General features: G+C 71.7%; 16 protein-coding genes and 1 pseudogene. 12 read left to right on the top strand and 5 right to left on the bottom strand.

Translation table 11 applies throughout. The features are described 5' to 3' along the window. Window positions 1-44: 44 nt before the first annotated feature. From FB471_RS30715 to FB471_RS30705, 3 genes are all read right to left on the bottom strand, one after another. Window positions 45-1466, bottom strand: a complete 1422-nt coding sequence (locus FB471_RS30715) for an alpha/beta fold hydrolase (RefSeq protein WP_170221061.1) — start codon at window positions 1464-1466, stop codon at window positions 45-47. A 100-nt stretch (window positions 1467-1566) separates the two neighbouring features. After that, on the bottom strand, window positions 1567-2217 hold the full coding sequence (locus tag FB471_RS30710) for a response regulator transcription factor (protein ID WP_142003339.1): 651 nt from the start codon (window positions 2215-2217) through the stop codon (window positions 1567-1569). Continuing rightward, window positions 2192-3415, bottom strand: coding sequence for a sensor histidine kinase (locus tag FB471_RS30705; protein WP_142003338.1), 1224 nt, complete (start codon window positions 3413-3415; stop codon window positions 2192-2194). Before FB471_RS30705 ends, FB471_RS30710 begins: the two co-directional genes overlap by 26 nt. A gap of 136 nt (window positions 3416-3551) precedes the next feature. On the opposite strand from FB471_RS30705, the gene FB471_RS30700 reads away from it, so the two are divergent. From FB471_RS30700 to FB471_RS30675, 6 genes and pseudogenes are all read left to right on the top strand, one after another. Beyond that, window positions 3552-4511, top strand: a complete 960-nt coding sequence (locus FB471_RS30700) for an ABC transporter ATP-binding protein (RefSeq protein ID WP_142003337.1) — start codon at window positions 3552-3554, stop codon at window positions 4509-4511. A gap of 1 nt (window position 4512) precedes the next feature. Further along, a complete protein-coding gene (locus tag FB471_RS30695; protein ID WP_170221060.1) occupies window positions 4513-5349 on the top strand; it encodes an ABC transporter permease in 837 nt (278 codons plus the stop codon). A gap of 103 nt (window positions 5350-5452) precedes the next feature. Further along, window positions 5453-6943, top strand: a complete 1491-nt coding sequence (locus FB471_RS30690) for an ArnT family glycosyltransferase (protein WP_142003335.1) — start codon at window positions 5453-5455, stop codon at window positions 6941-6943. A 17-nt stretch (window positions 6944-6960) separates the two neighbouring features. After that, complete coding sequence (locus FB471_RS30685; protein WP_246076802.1) at window positions 6961-7470, top strand: PH domain-containing protein; 510 nt, start codon at window positions 6961-6963, stop codon at window positions 7468-7470. 1 nt (window position 7471) lies between these two features. Beyond that, window positions 7472-8307: pseudogene (locus tag FB471_RS30680) on the top strand (aminotransferase class V-fold PLP-dependent enzyme). Between the two features lie 80 nt (window positions 8308-8387). Continuing rightward, window positions 8388-9053 (top strand): hypothetical protein, encoded by a 666-nt coding sequence (locus FB471_RS30675; RefSeq protein ID WP_142003334.1) that lies wholly within the window; start codon window positions 8388-8390, stop codon window positions 9051-9053. A 99-nt stretch (window positions 9054-9152) separates the two neighbouring features. Here the strand turns inward: FB471_RS30675 and FB471_RS30670 are convergent, their stop codons facing one another. Next, window positions 9153-10100 carry a ferritin-like domain-containing protein gene (locus FB471_RS30670; protein WP_142003333.1) on the bottom strand — a complete coding sequence of 316 codons (948 nt, stop codon included), beginning with the start codon at window positions 10098-10100 and terminating at the stop codon, window positions 9153-9155. A gap of 198 nt (window positions 10101-10298) precedes the next feature. Between FB471_RS30670 and rimP the strand changes: the two genes are divergently transcribed. The 6 genes from rimP to rbfA all read left to right on the top strand — a co-directional run bounded on the left by rimP (window position 10299) and on the right by rbfA (window position 16284). Beyond that, window positions 10299-10844, top strand: coding sequence for a ribosome maturation factor RimP (rimP, locus tag FB471_RS30665; protein ID WP_142003332.1), 546 nt, complete (start codon window positions 10299-10301; stop codon window positions 10842-10844). Further along, window positions 10841-11890, top strand: a complete 1050-nt coding sequence (nusA, locus tag FB471_RS30660) for a transcription termination factor NusA (protein WP_142003331.1) — start codon at window positions 10841-10843, stop codon at window positions 11888-11890. Before rimP ends, nusA begins: the two co-directional genes overlap by 4 nt. Window positions 11891-11979: 89 nt before the next feature. After that, window positions 11980-12276 (top strand): YlxR family protein, encoded by a 297-nt coding sequence (locus tag FB471_RS30655; RefSeq protein ID WP_425457123.1) that lies wholly within the window; start codon window positions 11980-11982, stop codon window positions 12274-12276. Between the two features lie 91 nt (window positions 12277-12367). Further along, window positions 12368-15400 (top strand): translation initiation factor IF-2, encoded by a 3033-nt coding sequence (gene infB, locus FB471_RS30650; RefSeq protein WP_142003329.1) that lies wholly within the window; start codon window positions 12368-12370, stop codon window positions 15398-15400. A gap of 74 nt (window positions 15401-15474) precedes the next feature. Further along, window positions 15475-15771 carry a DUF503 domain-containing protein gene (locus FB471_RS30645; RefSeq protein WP_142003328.1) on the top strand — a complete coding sequence of 99 codons (297 nt, stop codon included), beginning with the start codon at window positions 15475-15477 and terminating at the stop codon, window positions 15769-15771. A 36-nt stretch (window positions 15772-15807) separates the two neighbouring features. Next, entirely contained in the window at window positions 15808-16284 is a 477-nt protein-coding gene (rbfA, locus tag FB471_RS30640; RefSeq protein WP_142003327.1) for a 30S ribosome-binding factor RbfA, read from the top strand. 86 nt (window positions 16285-16370) lie between these two features. Here rbfA and FB471_RS30635 read toward each other — a convergent pair whose 3' ends face one another. Continuing rightward, window positions 16371-17414, bottom strand: a complete 1044-nt coding sequence (locus tag FB471_RS30635; protein WP_142003326.1) for a TRM11 family SAM-dependent methyltransferase — start codon at window positions 17412-17414, stop codon at window positions 16371-16373. Window positions 17415-17438: the final 24 nt, after the last annotated feature.

Genomic DNA, 17438 nt, shown 5'->3' with positions numbered 1-17438 from the left:
GGGTGGTGGTGGGAGACGGGTGGGCGGGCCACTCACGGCAGTTGTCACTCGGGGGAGAGGAGGTAGTCGACGGCGGCGGTACGGGCTGCGGGTTCCCACATCCACGGGGTGTGGCCGTAGCCGTCGAACCGCAGCAGCACGCTATCGGGCAGCTGCCGGTGCACCCGCTCCGCCCAGACCCGCGGGGTGGCGACGTCGTGGGCGTTGGACAGGATCAGCGTCCGGGCGAAGTCGTCCGGAACCCGCCACGGATGCGGCCGCCAGCGGGACCGCACCGGCCAGCCGGGGCAGGCGGAGCCGATGTCCCAGAACTCCGAGGCGCCGCGCAGCGTGGGCGCGAGGGCCCGGACCCGCCGCGCCAGTTCCGGCAACCGGACGGCGTCGGTGGCTGGCACCCGCACGTCCTGGCACAGGATCGCCCGGTAGGCCGCGTAAGCCTCGCCCGAGCCGACGCCGCCGGTGTCGACAAGGGCACGCACGTCGCCGGTGTTCACCCCAGCGGTGAGACCGGTGGCGATCCGCGGGAAGGCGAGCTCGACGTTGAGCAGGCCGGTGAGCCCGCGGGTGACCTGCTCGGCGGTGACCGGCTCGCCCGCCGCGGTCAGCTCCCCGGCATCAGCCCGCTCCAGCACGGTTTCGACCATCCGGTAGGCGTCATCGTCGCCGGGGGCGCAGCCGGTTTCCGCGCACCACTCGGCGAACTGCGCGAAACCGTCCTCCACCGCGCGAGCGCCGGTTTCCACCATCTCCGGCCAGGTAGCCGCGCGATCGACCACCCCATCCAGCACCAGCGCGCGCAGCCGGTGCGGGAACAGCTCGGCGTAGCTCTGCGCGAGCATCGTTCCGTAGGACATGCCGAGGAAGCTGATCCGCTCCGCACCGAGCGCGGCACGAACGTGGTCCAGGTCCCTGGCCACGGTGGCGGTGTCCAGGTGCCGTGCCAATGGGCCGCTGCCGGAAAGGCAGGACAGGCCGAACCGCAGGTTACGGTCGACGAGCCTGGCGACACCGGCCGCCCCGATGGGGAAGCGGGACACCGAATCGTCCCGCGCAGGGCCGGCGCAGTCCAGCGGTGTGGCGAAACCGGTGGCCCGCACGTCCACGCCCACCACGTCGAACCGGTCGAGCAGCCGCTGCGGGAAGTACTGCCGCAGCGCGGCCGGGCGGCGCACGATCGCCGGGGCGGACACCCCGGGTCCACCCGCGTTGAACATCAGCACGCCGATCCGCTGCTCCGGATCGGCGGCCGGGATCCTGGCCACACCGAGCTCGGTACGTGCCGAGGTGCCCGGCTCGCTCCAGTCCACCGGGACGGTGACCCGAGCGCACCGGGCCGGATGGTCCGCGGGCGCGCCATGGCACGGCTGCCACGCCAGCCGACCACCGCCCGGCTCGGCGCCCACCGGCGGCGCGAGGCCGGTGAGGAGCAGGACGACCAGGACAAGACTGAGGCGGTAAACACGCATAGGCCGCATCCTGGCTGCCTCGGCGCCCGGCCCGCATCGGCCGATATGCCGATCTTGGTCCGCACCTCCAGCATCAACCCCGCCCACCGCCCGGCTGTGGTCAGGGGGTGACCAGGCCGGCTTCGTGGGCCAGCAGGCCGGCCTGGGTGCGGTTCGCGCAGTCCAGCTTCACCAGCATCCGGGAGACGTAACTCTTCACCGTGGCTTCGGAAAGATGCAGCCGCGCCGCGATGTCCGCATTGGACATCCCGTGGCCGAGGCAGGTCAGCACCTCCCGCTCCCGCTCGGTCAGCGCGCCGGTACGGCCGCGGGCGCGCTCCGCGCGCTGCTGGCCGTCGGCGGAGGAGGCGACCAGCCGCCGGGCGGCCTCGGGAGACAGCACCGTGTGGCCGTCCGCCGCCACCCGCACCAGGCTGATCAGGTCGGCGGGCGGGGTGCTCTTCACCAGGAACCCGGCGGCGCCCGCCCGCAGCGCGCGCAGCACGTAGGTGTCGGCGTCGAAGGTGGTCAGCGCCACCACCGCGGGCGGCCGCGGCAGGGTGGAGATCCGCTCGGTCGCGGTCAGCCCGTCCACCCCCGGCATGCGCAGGTCCATCAGTACCACCCGCGGCTGGTACCGCACGACGGCCTCCACCGCTTCGGCCCCGTCCGCGGCCTCGGCCACCACCTCGATGTCCTCGGCCGTGGACAGGATGGTGCGCAGGTGCGCGCACACCATCGGCTCGTCATCGACCACGACCACCCGGATCATCCTGGTCCTTGCTCTCCGCCGTGGGCACGTACGCGGGCAGTATCGCATCGAGCCGGTACCCCCCGGCCCCGGCCACCGGCCCCGCCGCCAGCGACCCGCCGATCAGCTCCACCCGTTGCCGCAGGCCGGGCAGCCCGGCGCCGGAGCCCCGGCCGGCCAGCACCGGGTCGGGCGGCCGCTCGGAGGTCGTGTTGGCCACCTCGATGCGTACGCCCTCGGCCCCGTACCGCAGCCCGACCCGCACCCGGGCGCCGGGCGCGTGCTTGCGCACGTTGGTCAGCGCCTCCTGCACCACCCGGTAGGCGGTGCGGGTGACCGTGGGGGACAGCGAGCCGGGATCCCCCTCGGTCACCAGGTCCACCGGGATGCCCACCGCCCTGGACTCGGCCACCAGCACCGCCGGATCGGCCGCCGCGGCCGATCCGGCGCCCCGTGCACCCGCGCCCGGCTCGGCACCGCCCTCCCGCAGCACGCCGACCAGATCGCGCAACTCGTCCAGCGCCTGGGTGCCGGCAAGGCGGATCTCCTCCACGGCGGTGCGCACCGCCGCGTCGGTGGTGGTGACGCCGAGTGCGCCAGCGTGTAACACGATCAGGCTGAGCCGGTGGGTGACCACGTCGTGCATCTCCGCAGCCAGCCTGCGCCGCTCCTGTGCACGCGCCTGCTCGGCCAGCAGGTGCTGCTCCCGTTCGGCCCGTTCGGCCCGGTCCCGCAGGGAACGCACCAGTTGCTTGCGCGCGTCCAGGTACAGCACGATCGCCAGCGGCAGCGCCGTGTTGAGCAGCCCCGTTGGGGTGATCTCCCAGCTCGGCGCCCACGGCCGGGCGGCGAGCACCATCAGCATGCCGGTCAGGATCAGGGCCCTGCGCCGGTCCAGCAGCAGCCCGATGTTCGCCACGATCGCCGGGGTGGCGGTGGGCGCGCTCCGCATGGTGAGCGCGTCCTCCGGTACCAGCAACCCGGGCGCGAACAGGTCGGAGCCGAGCATCGTCAGCGCCCCCGCGACGGCGAGCAGGGCCACGCCCACCGGGTATCGCGCGAGCAGGCACAGCGAGGCGTCCACGACCAGGTTGATCGTCAGGTGCGCGGCGGCGCCCGCCCAGCCGGTGGTTTTCGGGCCGAGAAGGTACAGCACCACGTCGAGCACGGCGAAGGCGAGCGCGACGACGATCAGCCCGCGGGTGGTCGGACGCTTCACGCCGCAACGGTAGCGCCGCGGCCGCGGGACCCGGCCGGGCACACCACCAACGGGTAACCGCGATCCACGAAAGTTGCACCCGACTGTCCACCTTGCGCGGTGGCGGCACCCGGGCCGGTGCGGTGCAATGGACAGCGTGATCAAGGCAGATGAGTTGTCCAAGAGGTTCGGCGACACCCAGGCCGTGGACTCGCTGTCCTTCGAGGTGCGACCCGGGGTGGTGACCGGCTTCCTCGGCCCCAACGGCGCGGGCAAGTCGACCACCATGCGGATGATCCTCGGGCTGGACCGGCCCACCGGCGGGTCGGTCACCGTGCACGGGAAGTCCTACTCGGACCTTCCGGCGCCGATCCAGGAGGTCGGCTCGGTGCTGGACGCCAAGGCGGTCCAGAGTGGACTGACCGCGCACGCGCATCTGAGCTGGATGGCCAAGGCGGGCGGTGTCCCGCCACGCAGGGTGGACGAGGTGCTCGAGCAGGTCGGCCTGACCGAGGTCGCGGGAAAGCGCGCGGGCGGTTTCTCGCTCGGCATGTCGCAGCGGCTCGGCATTGCCGGCGCGCTGCTCGGCGACCCGCGGGTGCTGCTGTTCGACGAGCCGGTCAACGGGCTCGACCCGGAGGGCATCCAGTGGGTGCGCACCCTGATGCGGGACCTTGCGCGGGAAGGCCGCACCGTGTTCGTCTCCAGCCACCTGATGAACGAGATGGAGGAGACCGCCGACCACGTGCTGGTGATCGGTCGCGGCACGCTGATCGCGGAGGCGAGCATCGGTGAGCTGACCCAGCGCAGCTCGCACGCGCACGTGCGGGTGGTGTCCCCGGACGCGGCCGGGCTGAACGAGGTGCTGGCCCGCGAGGGCGGGGTCGTGCGCACCGGTGAGGCGGGTGAGCTGCTGGTGACCGAACTGGACTCGGCGCGTATCGGTGACCTCGCGCTGGAACACCGGATCGGCGTGCACGAGCTGACCCCGGTCCGCGCCAGCCTGGAGGCCGCCTTCCTCGAGCTCACCGCGGATGCCGCCCAGTTCAGTTCCACTGTGGACCTCTCTGCCGCGGCCGAGACCGCCCGCGCACTCGCCGACGAAGGGAGCCGGTGACATGGCCGGCATGGTTGACGTGGCCGAGAAGAACCGTGCCGGGTACGCGAAGCCCGGTCTGCTGGCGGCCGTGGCCGCGGAGTGGACGAAGCTGCGCGCGCTGCGCTCGACCTGGCTCACCCTGCTCATCGCGGCGGTGGCCGGGATCGGGTTCAGCGCCCTGCTGGCACTGGCCATCGGCAGCGGCGCCGAGATGAGCGAGCAACAGCGCGCCGACATCGACCCGGCCGGCGGCGCGGTCGCCGGGATGACCTTCGCGGTGGTGTTGTTCATCGTGCTCGGCGTGAACGCGGCCGCGCCGGAGTTCAGCAGCCGGATGATCGGCGTGACGCTCACCGTGACCCCGCGGCGCGGCAGGCTGGTCGCCGCCAAGGCGATCGTTCTCGGCCTACTCACCCTGGTCGCGGGCGCGCTCTGTGCGGTGGTGTCCTTTTTCGTCGGCGGCGCCGTGCTTTCCGGTCACGGGGTCACGATGCCGGGGCTCGGCGAGCCCCTGGTGCTCGGCGTGCTCGTGGGGTGGACCGCGCAGCTGGTGACCTTCGCGCTGCTCGGGCTGGCTGTGGCGCTTTTGCTGCGCAGCGCGGCGGGCGCGATCGCATTGCTGCTCGCGCTGCTGTTCCTGCCCGTGATGTTCGGCGGGATGCTGCCGGACTGGGTGTCCGAGGGCGTCATCCGCTTCCTGCCGGGAAGTATCGCGGAGAACCTGACCACGGCCGAGCCCGACCCGGACTCGCTGACCTACCTGCCGCCGGGGGTCGCCGGGCTGCTGCTCGTCGCCTGGGTGGTGCTGCTGCTCGCGGCGGCGCGTGGTGCGCTCTCCGCGCGGGACGCGCGGTGAGCCGGACCGAGCGTAGCGGTGGTCACGGTCACGGGTGACGGGTGAGCCGGTCACATTACGATGTGGCGCGTCAGTAACAGGCAGCCCGTGGGGAGGACCGCAGGTGCGCGACCAACTCGCGGTGCCCGTGACCGAGGCCCCGGCGGCGCCCGCCCCGCTGGCCAGGTGGCCGGTGCTCGCGATCGCGGGGGCCACGGGCCTGGTACTGCTGGCCACCAGCGCCCGGATCGGGTACTTCGGCGACGAGCTGTACTTCCTCGCCTCGGGTAGGTACCACCTGGAGTGGGGTTATGCCGACCAGCCGTGGCTGCTGCCGGTGCTGGCCCTGGTCATGGACACGCTCGCGCCCGGGTCGGTGCTGGTCCTACGGCTGCCCGCCATGATCGTCACGGTGCTGGGCGTGCTGCTGACGGCGCTGCTCGCCCGCGAGTTCGGCGGCGGCCGGAAGGCGCAGGTGCTGGCGGCGGGTGCCTACGCGATCTCCTTCCAGCTACTGGCCTCCGGGCACCTGCTGGCCACCTCCACCATCGACCCCTTCCTGTGGACGTTGACCATCTGGCTGGTGGTGCGCTGGGTGCGGACCCGTGCCGACCGGCTACTGCTGTTCGCCGGCCTGACCACCGCGGTGGCCATGCAGGGCAAGTTCCTGATCGTGTTCTTCTGGCTGGCACTCGGCGTCGTGGTGCTGCTGACCGGACCGCGGGAGTTGCTGCGCCGGCCCGCGCTCTGGGTGGGAGCCGGTGTCACCGTGCTGGCCACCGTGCCCACGGTGTTGTGGCAGGCCCGCAACGACTGGCCGTACCTGGACATGCAGGAGGTGGTCGCCGAGCAGGTGAACCGGTTCATGGGCGGGCCGCTGGCCATCGTTCCGCTGGCCGTCGTCTTCTCCGGGCTGCTGGTCGGCGTCTTCCTGGTCGGTCACGGCCTGTGGCAGCTCCTGCGCGGGCCGGAACTGGCCGAGTACCGGTTTCTCGGCTGGACCGTGCTGCTGGTCACCCTGATCTTCGTGGTGACGGTGGGCCGGTACTACTACATGGCCGGCTTGTACGGGCTGCTGTTCGCGGCCTCCGCCGTGCGGATCGAGCGGCACCGGCCGGCGCGCTGGTGGCGGTGGGTGCCGACCTGGCCGGTGTATGCCCTGTCCGCGCTGCTTGCCATCGGACTGGCGTTGCCCGTGCGCCCGGTGTCCATGGTCACCACCACCGACTTCGTGGCCAGTGGCAGCCTCGGCTGGCCTCGGCTGGCCGACACGGTCGTCGCGGCGCAGCGGCGGCACCCCGGCGCGGTCGTGCTCACCCACACCTACTGGCAAGCCAGCGCGCTCGAGGTGCATGCCCGGCAACGCCTGCCGCCGGTCTACAGTCCCGAACGTGGCTACTGGTACACGGGCACCCCGCCGGAAGGCAGCGACCCGGTGCTGTACGTCGGAGCGGACCCGCGTCACCTCGGCCGGTTCTTCACGAGCACGCAGCGGGTCGGCACGGTGCGGCTGGACGCGAGACCGGACAATGTGAACCAAGGGGTGCCGGTCTGGCTCTGTCACGGACCGAAAGCGCCGTGGCCGCGGCTGTGGCAGCGGATGCGGCGAATGTGAACCGCGGGGAGGAAAACGTGTCAGAACCCGCTACGGGTGCTCCGGTGCGGCTGCGCCCACCACGCAACGAGCTCGACCGCAGGGTCATCGGCTGGTGGCGGGTGCAGGAGCTGATCACCTACGGCATCGTGGTGGCCGTCCTCGTGGTACTCGGCCTGGTCATCCAGGGGGCGCGGTTCTGGCTGCTGCTGGCGGCCGGTGTGGTCGCGGTACTCGGCTTGGGGCTGGCCCTGCTGCTGCCGCTGTGGTGGTACCGGGTGCACCGCTGGGAGGTGACCGGCAGCGCCGTGTACACGCGGTCCGGGTTCTTCTGGCAGGAGTGGCGGGTCGCCCCGATGTCCCGGATCCAGACCGTGGACACCCAGCGCGGCCCGCTGGAGCAGCGATTCGGGTTGTCCACGGTCACCGTCACCACCGCCTCGGCCAAGGGCGCGGTGACGATCCAGGGGCTGGACCACGAGGTGGCGGCCGAGCTCGCGCAGCGGCTCACCGAGGTCACCCAGGCGACGCCGGGGGACGCGACCTGAGGTGCGCCACGTCTTCGGTGCCGAGTTCGACGTCCCGCCCGGGTACCTGAACACACCGAGCATCGGCATCCCCTCCAGCCGGATCGCCGAGGCGGTCGAGCGGGCGGTGTCGCGCTGGCGGTCCGGCGCGAACCGGTCGCCGGAGTTCGACGCCGCGGCGGCCGCGTCCCGCACCGGGTTCGCGGAGCTGGTCGGGGGTGCCGGCCGAGCGGGTGGCCATCGGTGCCCCCGCCGCGCAGGCCGGGCGGGGCGTGACGGTGACCGAGGTGCCGCTCGCGGAGCTGCCGGAGCGGGTCGCCGGGTACGACCTGGTGGCGGTGAGCGTGGTCCAGTCGGCCGACGGTGCGCTGGTCGACCTGCCCGCGCTCCGTGCGGCCGCCGAGTCCGCCGGGGTGCCGGTGCTGCTGGATGCCACCCCGGCGGCGGGTTGGCCGCCGCTGTCGTTGGACTGGGCCGACTGGGGTGTCGCCGCGGGCTACAAGTGGTTGCTCTGTCCCCGCGGCGCCGCCTGGCTCGCCGTGCATCCGCGCGCGTTCGAGCGGACGGTGCCGGTGAGCGCCGGCTGGTACGCGGGCGAGGATCCGTGGCAGACGGTGTACGGCTTGCCGTTGCGGCTGGCCGCGGGCGCTCGCCGGTTCGACCTCTCCCCGGTCTGGCTGGCGCAGGTGGGCGCGGCGGTGGCGCTGCCGTACCTGGCCTCCCTGGACCGAACCGAGGTACACGCGCACTGCGTCGGCCCCGCTGACCGCGAGCGCGCGGGCTGGCGGAGCACGGGTCGGCTTCCACCTGTACAACACCACGGCCGAGGTGGACGCCGTGCTGGCGGCACTCAGCTGAGTGGCCGCTCCTGCGCCGCGCGCGTTCAGGACGGACACCGAGGCAGACGGGACAGCCCGCGTCCAGTACCGTCCAGGCGCGTGGATGGAACGCAGTACTTCGGCGGCTCCGGGCAGGGCGGCGGACACACCGCGCCGCTGCCCAGGGTGCGTCCGGAGCCGCCGTCCACGCGGCGGCGGGACACGTTGATCAAGGGCGGCGGGCTGCTCGCGGTGGCGGTCGTGTCCAGCCTGACCTGGTGGTTGATCCGCGGCAGCGGGGCCGAACAGCCACAGCCGCAGGGCACCCTCGTGGAGAGCCCGTTGACCAGCGGTGAGTTCCGCTACGCCGTGGTGTCCGGCCCGGTCACCTCCGAGGACTGCGTGGCCGACTCCTACGGCGACGTGCGCGACTGGTTCGACCAGCACCAGTGCGAGCAACTGTCCAGATCGCTGTACATCACCGAGTCCGAGGGCGCACGGGCGCTGGTCTCGGTGTCCCGGGTGACCATGCCGGACCCGCGGCAGACCCGGCAGCTCAAGTCGATCACCGACACCAGCGGCACCGGCAACGTCAGCGACCTGGTCCGGGACGGCACGGCCGACATCCCCGGCGCACCCAAGGTCGCCTCCGGCGAGTACGCCTCCACGGTCGCGGAGCGCGACCTGACGATCGTCGAGGCCAACTTCTTCGAGGGGCACACCGACAAGGCGCTGCTGCAACGCATCAGCACCGATGCGCTCCGCCTCGCCGGCACCCTCCCCTGAGAGCCTGTTCCGGAACTGGAGATAGCTGCTCATGGTGAGTGGAAGAACTCGCGCGGCCGAGCCGACCGTGACGCGAGTTCAGGAACAGGCACTGAGGGATCACCGGAGCGGGGTGCCGGGGAGCGGGTTGGCGGCCGGGGTGGTGCCCGCGTCGGCGCGCCAGCGGGTGACCCTGGTGGCCGAGCCGAGCAGGGACTCGGCTGCCATCGAGCGCAGCGCCGTGTCGTCGGTCCTTTCCAGGACGCCCCGCCAGGCCTGCGCGGCATCGGTCTCGGCGACGACGACCAGCGCCATCGCCGAGGGCTGGTCGGTCACCGGCTGCGGGGGTGGGTAGGCGGGTTCGGCCGGTTGTGGTGTGCCGCCCGCGGCGGTCAGCATCCGCTCGGCGGCGTCCCTGCGGTCCCGGTGCGCGGCCGCGCCCTCGCGTACCCCCCTGTCGAAGTCGCCGGGCAGGTAGGCGGCGACCAGCCCGTACACCCAGATCGCGGCGTGCTCGGCGGCCAGCGCCTGCTGCAGCGCCTGCGCCGACTCCTCCGGCAGCTCCCGCACGGTCACGGGTTCCAGCTTGCCCGGCTGCCCGGCGCCCAGTGCCTGGTCCAGCTGCTGCGCCGCCGCGCACCCCGCGGCCACCGAGCCGACCAGCCCGGCCCGGTACCGGGGCACCGAGGGCACCAGCTCCAGCGCCTGCTGCCGGCACTGCGCCAGCCGGGTACCCAGGGTCCTCAGGTCCGGCACCGGGCCGGGGTCCGTGGCCCGCTGCTCGGGCCTGGGCTTGGGCCGGTTCAGCCGGTCGACCTCGGCTTCCAGCCGCTCCGCCTGTGCGGTACGCAGTGCGGCGACCTCGGTGGCCAGCTCGGCGTGTCGCGGCGTCGAGCCGGCGAGTGCGCGCGCCGCCTCCGCCTCGGAACGCGCCCGCTGTAGCAGCGGTAACAACGGGTCCGGGCTGTCCTCGTAACCGGCTGTGCATGCCGCGGCGAGCGGCCCCACCAGCGGCAGGACCAGCGCGAGCGCACCCGCGCGCAACACGTCACGCCGGCCGCGCGGCATCCGTCGGGCTGTTCTTCGGGCTGTCACGTGGAGTCATCCTGCCAGGTGAGGTCCGGACCAGCGGCGGCCGTCCACACCGGCAGGATAAGCTGAACCATCCATGACCGACCGACAATCAGATGGCAGCAGGGACGGACGACCGGCAACATGTCGGGGTACGACCCGGCCACGGACCGCAGCCGATAGGGGAGCATGACGGTGGCAGCAGAACTCGCCAGCCGGCTGGAACCGATCGTGGCCGAGGCCGTCGCGGCCGCCGGTTTCGATCTGGACGCGCTCGAGGTGCAGCAGGCCGGCCGGCGCAAGCTGGTCAAGGTGGTGGTGGACGGCGACGACGGGGTCGGACTCGACGAGGTCGCCGAGATCAGCAGGGCGGTCTCCGCGGTGCTGGACGAGAACGAGGCCCTGATCGCGGGTGCCTACACGCTCGAGGTCACCTCGCCCGGTGTCGACCGCCCGCTCACCAGGGCGAGACACTGGCGGCGAGCCAAGTACCGCCGGGTGCGTATCACGCCGGTGAGCGGGGCCGAGTTCGTCGGCCGCGTCGGGCATGCGGGGGAGCGGGCGGCCAGGGTGCTCGTGGACGGCGGCACCATCCGGGAAGTCGCCTACCGCACCGTGGCCAAGGCGGTGATCGAGATCGAGTTCCGCCAGCCCCCGGTCGAGGAGCTCAAACTGCTGGACGACGATGCGCTCGAAGCGGGCGAGGACTCCACGGCCGAAGCGAAGGAGGAGCCGAGGTGAACGTCGACATCGCGGCGCTGCGCGCTATCGAACGGGACAAGGACATCCCGTTCGAGACGGTGCTCGACGCCATCGAGAACGCCCTGCTGACGGCGTACAAGCACACCGAGGGCCACCAGCCCCGTGCCAAGATCGACATCGATCGGAAGACCGGTTTCGTCCGGGTGCTGGCGCACACCCTCGACGAGAACGGCGAGATCGCCGAGGAGTGGGACGACACCCCGGAAGGGTTCGGCCGGATCGCCGCCACCACCGCCCGCCAGGTGATCCTGCAGCGGTTGCGGGACGCCGAGCACGAGAAGACCTTCGGCGAGTTCTCCGCCAAGGAGAACGACATCGTCGCCGGGGTCATCCAGCGGGACGCCCGCGCGAACGCCCGCGGCATGGTGGTGGTGCAGGTCGGGGACACCGAGGGCGTGCTGCCCGCTGCCGAGCAGGTGCCGGGTGAGAACTACCCGCACGGCAGCCGGATCAAGGCCTATGTCGTGGGTGTCTCGCGCAGCACCCGCGGGCCGCAGATCACCCTGTCCCGGACCCACCCGAACCTGGTGCGCAAGCTGTTCGCGCTGGAGGTGCCCGAGATCGCCGACGGCACGGTGGAGATCGCCGCCGTCGCGCGTGAGGCAGGCCACCGTTCCAAGATCGCGGTCCGCTCCACGGTGTCGGGGGTGAACGCGAAGGGCGCCTGCATCGGTCCGGTGGGTGCCCGGGTGCGCAACGTGATGAGCGAGCTGGCCGGGGAGAAGATCGACATCATCGACTACTCCGAGGATCCGGCTCGCTTCGTCGGGAATGCGTTGTCCCCCGCGAAGGTTGTATCCGTACGAGTCGTGGACGAACGGGCCAAGACCGCACGGGTCGTGGTCCCGGACTTCCAGTTGTCGCTGGCGATCGGTAAGGAAGGCCAGAACGCCCGGCTGGCCGCGCGGCTGACCGGGTGGCGGATCGACATCCGCAGCGATGCCGCGCCGGAGGGCCCGGTGGCCCACGCGGAGCCGCATCGGGACCCCTCACCGCGCCCTGCGGCAACCGGTTCGGCTGACTGAGGGGTGACGAGCTAAACTTGTCAGCGGGCAGGCGCCCGCGGCGCGGTTCCGCACGGCACGGGGCCGGACATCGTCCGGTTCGTACGTGCGTGGGGTGTCGGCGGCGGGCCTTGAACAGCGAGCTGCTGCGGTTGGTCGCGGAGGACGGACGCGTGGTCGTCGACGAACGTCGGCGGCTGCCGGGTCGCGGAGCCTGGTTGCACCGGGATCCGGAGTGTCTGTCCCGAGCCGAACGGCGGCGAGCGTTCTCCAGGGCATTGCGGGTTTCTGGGGTGCTCGACGCCGGCGGTGTTCGGGATCATCTCGAACGGCTCGCGCCAGGTAGTACGGACGCGGGAACCCCCCGCTCCGGATCGGAACGAAGGAAGCAGGTCGACCCGTCATGAGTCAGCCGTGAAGCTGAAGCCATGAACGCGCGACGATAGGACGAGGTCAGCGGGTGCACCGCCTGCCTGACCTCACCAGTTGAGGAGAGCAGTGGCAGGCAAGGCCCGCGTGCACGAGCTCGCGAAAGAGCTCGGTGTCACCAGCAAGGAAGTACTCGCCAAGCTGAAGGAGCAGGGCGAGTTCGTGAAATCCGCGTCCTCCACGGTGGAGGCACCGGTCGCCCGACGACTGCGTGATGCCTTCCCGGGTAAGGACGCCAAATCAGGCAAGCAGGGCGGTCGTAAGCAGGCCGCGTCCAGCAACGGTTCGGGCGATGCCGGTAGCGCCGGCGCTACCCCGGAGCCCGCGGCGCCCACCGCGCCCGCCGAGCCCACGGAGCCCACGGAGCCCACGGAGTCCGCGCCGCCTGCCGAGCGGCAGGCCAAGCCGGAGTCCTCGCGCCCGGCGCCCAAGCCCGGACCCAAACCGGGACCGAAGCCCGGACCGGCGCCCATCCCACCCACGTCCGAGCAGTCGGCACCCGCCAAACCGAGCCCGAAGCCGGAGCAGCCGGAGCAGCCGGAGCAGCCGGAGAAGTCGGAGCAGCCCGCCCAGCCGGCGGCCGCCGACTCCGGCCAGGGCGGTGGAACCGATGGCGGCGCGGTCGTGCCGCCGAAACCGCAGGGACCGAAGTCCGGCGGCCCCAAGCCGGGCCCGCGTTCCCCGCGGGTGGGCAACAACCCGTTCGGCGTCGGTGCCGGCTCGCCGTCCCCACGCCCCGCGCCGCCGCGCCCCGGTGGCCAGCAGCAGGGCGGCGGTGGCGAGCAGCGCGGCCAGCGTTCCGGCGGTGCGGAGCGTCCCGCGGCCAGTTCCCGTGGCGGCGGTGCCCCGAGCGGTAACCGGCCCAGCCCCGGCAACATGCCGCCGCGCCCCAACCCGGGGATGATGCCCGCTCGACCGGCCCGTCCCGGCGGTGGCGGTCAGGGCGGTCCCGGTGGCGGTCGTGGTGGCCCCGGTGGCGGTCGTGGTGGCCCCGGCGGTGGCCGTGGCGGTCCCGGCGGTGGCCGTGGCGGTCCCGGTGGCGGCGGTGCCGGTGGCGGTCGTGGCGGTCCCGGTGGCGGCGGCGGTGGCGGCGGCTTCCGTGGTGGCCCCGGTGGCGGTGCGCCCGCCGGTGGCGGCGGTTTCCGCGGCGGCGGCGGTCGCCCGGGTGGCCGCGGCGGTACGGCCGGCGCGTTCGGTCGTCCCGGTGGTCCCTCGCGCAAGGGTCGCAAGTCGAAGCGGCAGAAGCGCCAGGAGTACATGGACAACATGCAGGCGCCCAGCGTCGGCGGCGTCCGCCTGCCCAAGGGCGGCGGCGAGACGATCCGGCTGCCGCGTGGTGCCTCGCTGACCGACTTCGCCGAGAAGATCGACGCCAACCCGGCCTCCCTGGTGCAGGTGCTGTTCCATCTCGGTGAGATGGTGACCGCCACCCAGTCGGTGTCCGAGGACGTCCTCGAGCTGCTCGGCTCGGAGATGAACTACACCGTGCAGGTGGTCAGCCCCGAGGAGGAGGACCGCGAGCTGCTGGAGACCTTCGACATCACCTATGGCGAGAACGCCGGTGACGAGGAGGACCTGCGGGCGCGGCCGCCGGTGGTGACCGTCATGGGTCACGTCGACCACGGTAAGACCAAGCTGCTGGACACCATTCGCAAGACGAAGGTCGCCGAGGGCGAGGCCGGCGGCATCACCCAGCACATCGGCGCCTACCAGGTGCATACCGAGCTGGAGGGTGCAGACCGGCTGATCACCTTCATCGACACCCCCGGTCACGAGGCGTTCACCGCCATGCGTGCCCGTGGTGCGAACTCCACCGACATCGCGGTGATCGTGGTCGCCGCCGACGACGGGGTGATGCCGCAGACGGTGGAGGCGATCAACCACGCCCAGGCGGCGAAGGCGCCGATCGTGGTGGCGATCAACAAGATCGACCTCGAGGGCGCGAACCCGGACAAGATCCGGCAGCAGCTCACCGAGTACAACCTGGTCGCCGAGGAGTACGGCGGGGACACGATGTTCGTCGAGGTCGCGGCCAAGCCGGGCCTGAATCTCGACGGCCTGCTCGAGGCGATCCTGCTCACCGCGGACGCGACGCTGGACCTGCGGGCCAACCCGGACATGGAGGCCCAGGGCGTGGCGATCGAGGCGCACCTGGACCGTGGTCGTGGTCCGGTGGCGACCGTGCTGGTGCAGCGCGGCACGCTGCGGGTCGGTGACTCGGTGGTCGCCGGGGACGCCTACGGGCGGGTTCGGCGGATGGTGGACGAGCACAACGAGGACGTGACCGAGGCATGGCCCTCCCGTCCGGTGCAGGTCATCGGGTTCACCTCGGTGCCGGGCGCTGGCGACACCTTCCTCGTGGTGGACGAGGACCGGGTGGCCAGGCAGATCGCCGAACGCCGCCAGGCCCGGATCCGCAACGCGATGAACGCGTCCAAGCGCAAGCGGGTCAGCCTGGAGGACCTGGACTCGGCGCTGAAGGAGACCTCGACGCTCAACCTGATCGTCAAGGGCGACAACTCCGGTACCGTCGAGGCGCTGGAAGCGTCCCTGATGCAGATCGAGGTCGGCGACGAGGTCGACCTGAACATCGTGCATCGCGGTGTCGGCGGCGTGACCGAGAGCGATGTCGACCTGGCGACCGCGTCCGACGCGATCGTGCTGGGCTTCAACGTGCGGGCACAGGGCAAGGCGACCGAGCGGGCCGCCCGCGAGGGCGTCGACGTCCGGTACTACACGGTGATCTACCAGGCGATCGAGGAGATCGAGCAGGCACTCAAGGGCATGCTCAAGCCGGAGTACGAGGAGGTCGAACTCGGCAAGGCCGAGGTCCGCGAGGTCTTCAAGTCCTCCAAGGTCGGCACCATCGCCGGCTGCATGGTCACCTCCGGTGAGATCCGGCGCAACGCCAGGGCTCGCCTGCTCAGGGACAATGTCGTGGTCGCCCAGAACCTGCCGATCAGCTCGCTGAAGCGGTACAAGGACGACGCGGTCGAGGTCCGGGACGGCTTCGAATGCGGTCTGACCCTCGGTTCGTACAGCGACATCAAGGTCGGCGACATCGTGGAGACCTACGAGCAGCGGGAGAAGCCGCGTACCTGACAGACCCGCGGCGGGGTCCGGACCACCGGACCCCGCCGGGTCGGCCGTCCACCACAACCACCCGGTGATGCACCTTGTACGTCGGCGCTCTGGAACTCGACATCCTGCTCGGAGACGTCCGTTCGCTGAAGCAGAAACGTTCCGCGGTACGTCCGGTTCTGGCCGAACTGCGCAGGCGGTTCGAGGTGTCGGTGGCCGAGGCCGGGCACCTGGATCTGCATCGCAGGGCCCTGCTCGGGGTGGCCGTGGTCGCCGCGGACGCGGCACACGTACGGGATGTGCTGGACGAGTGCGAGCGGTTGGTCGCGGTGCGCCCGGAGTTCGAGCTGCTTTCGGCACGGCGCAGGTTGGTCGGGCCGGAGGACGAGTAGTTTGTTCACCTCTATTGTGAGAAAGGGGTGTGCGTCGTGGCCGACCAGGCTCGCGCACGCAGGCTGGCGAAGCGGATCTCGCAGATCGTGGCTTCCGCACTGGAGCACGACGTGAAGGACCCGCGGCTGGGCCATGTGACCGTCACCGACGCGAAGATCACCGGCGATCTCCGCGACGCCACCGTCTACTACACCGTGCGTGGGGAGCGGCTGGACGTCGCGCCCGATTTCGCGGGTGCCGCGGCGGCGTTGGAGTCGGCACGTGGTGTGCTGCGCAGCAAGGTGGGTGAGGGCACCGGTGTGCGCTACACGCCGACGTTGACCTTCGTCGCCGACAGCATTCCGGAGGACGCAAAGCGGATCGAGGACCTGCTCACCAAGGCGCGGGAGGCCGATGCCGAGGTGGCCAGGCGGGCCACCGGCGCCCAGCACGCCGGTGAGGTCGATCCCTACCGTGCTCCGCGGGAGGACGACGAAGCCGACGAACTGGCCGAACCGGAGTGGCGCGGCTGACCGTCACCAGCGGGCGGGCATCGTCGCGATGACCTGATCCTCGGTGCCGAGGGCACCGTGGGACCCGCGAGCTGGAACGAGCTCCGCTAGCTCGCCGGCTTCCGCGCCACCAGCAGATCGCGCACGATCGCCTGGTCCACCCGGTGCCGGAAGGCCTCGAACGGCCCGCCCGTGCGTACCTCCAGCCCGGCACCGGCGAGGATCTCGGTGAGTTCCTCCCTGGTCACGACGTGGGTGTTCCAGGAGATCCCGAACGCGCCGCCGGTCCGCAGCGCGCGGGTCCACACCGGAACGGCGGCCGCCAGCAGTTCCCGCGGGCTGCGCGAGCTTTCCCCCCGCGCGCGGTGGCTGCCGTGCTGGACCCCGTACGGGGCGTCGGTGACGATCAGGTCGACCGAACCGCCCTTGAGCAGTTCGTCCGTGGTCAGCGTGTCGCAGTTGAGGTAGCTCATCCTGCGGGTGCGGCCCGCCTTGTAATCCTCCTTGGTGTGGCCGAACTCGATGTCCAGCCGCCTGCCCAGCCGGACCTTGTTGCGGCGCACGGCCCCGCTGGTCGCGTCGTGCTTGATCCGTTTGGTCCGCAGCCAGGTCTTGATGAACTGCTCGTAGGCGTCGAAGTCCTTGCCGTCCACTTCGAACCCGGTGGCGTCGAAGCCGTACATCATCGCCTGGTTCAGTGTGGTTCCCCTGCCGCACAACGGATCCAGTACGTGCAGTCGCCGGTCGAGCATGGCCTGCGGCCGATCGGCGGCCAGCAGGGTGAGGTTGAGCAGCAGCTTGGTGAACAACTCGTTGGTCTTGCCCGAGTACTTCTGGATGGTGAGCAGATCCGAGTCGAACACGGCCAACGGGCCGGCCGGTAGCGGGCGGAACAACTCGCCGGTGAGCTCGAACAGCACGTACAGCGAGGACAGATTGGCCAGGAAGGCGATATCGCGTTCGGTCAGCGGATCGGCGGTGGTGAACGTGACGTAGTCGACACCGCCGATCCGGCGCGGCGCGATCTCGGTGACCTCGGCGGACAGCACGGTGTCCCCGAACACCTCCAGTTCGGCACGCAGCAGGTGAGGTGAGGTGTCGGTGTAGACCCGGTTGGCCGCCGGGTAGATCAGGATCGCGTACTCGGGCATCGGGCGTGCAGCTTACCAAGGAGA

Source organism: Amycolatopsis cihanbeyliensis (genome assembly GCF_006715045.1).
Lineage (GTDB): Bacteria > Actinomycetota > Actinomycetes > Mycobacteriales > Pseudonocardiaceae > Amycolatopsis > Amycolatopsis cihanbeyliensis.
This window is presented reverse-complemented; position numbering and strand designations above follow the sequence as displayed.